The following is a 616-nucleotide window of genomic DNA, read 5'->3' on the forward strand; positions in this document are numbered from 1 at the left end:
TAATCACAACATCCATGGTTCAGATCACGAGATTGATGTGAGCGTAGATGGCGGTGCGTGGGCTTTGCTAGACGACACAACCAATGTTTTCTACACCGACATGTTTAGCTTGCGACTCGATCCTCAAAAAGGTGAGCATCATCAGTTTTACATTGATACGCTAGCCATTCCAGAGCCGACTACTCTAGCGCTAATGGGCCTTGGCCTTGCAGGTATTGGTGCTGCGCGTCGTCGTAAAGCATAAGAGCTAGTGATTGGATCCTGAACCAAGTTCAGGATGACGACACAATGTCATTCCGGCCTATGTTCCAGAATCCAAAAAGGGTGCTTAAGCACCCTTTTTTATTTTCTGTAGCCAGTCATACAAGCTGTAAACCATGCGCGGCAACCAACGCAGCAATATCTGGTGAGACACCAGCTCAGGCCCTTTGGACGCTATTTTTGATTTATAGTCAGTCCGCTTACCACTTCCTGCTAGTAAGTCATAGCACGCAAGCTCTGACTGAACAGAGCAGCTCTGTATATCTATATTCAAGACCTACAAGCCTGGCGACACCCGCTTACCGGTCACCTCTTTAAGCCCCAACATAACGTTGTAGACCACTCCTCTGAAAGA

General features: G+C 47.6%; 2 protein-coding genes. One reads left to right on the forward strand and one right to left on the reverse strand.

Annotated elements, in window-relative coordinates; all coding sequences use genetic code 11:
• Positions 1-244, forward strand: a 244-nt coding sequence (locus tag A3751_RS01910; protein ID WP_156492190.1) for a PEP-CTERM sorting domain-containing protein, incomplete at its 5' end; no start/stop codon positions are given.
• Positions 245-328: 84 nt separating this feature from the next.
• Here A3751_RS01910 and A3751_RS22050 read toward each other — a convergent pair.
• Positions 329-535 carry a hypothetical protein gene (locus A3751_RS22050; protein WP_156492191.1) on the reverse strand — a complete coding sequence of 69 codons (207 nt, stop codon included), beginning with the start codon at positions 533-535 and terminating at the stop codon, positions 329-331.
• Positions 536-616: the final 81 nt, after the last annotated feature.

It is taken from the genome of Oleiphilus sp. HI0080 (genome assembly GCF_001635135.1).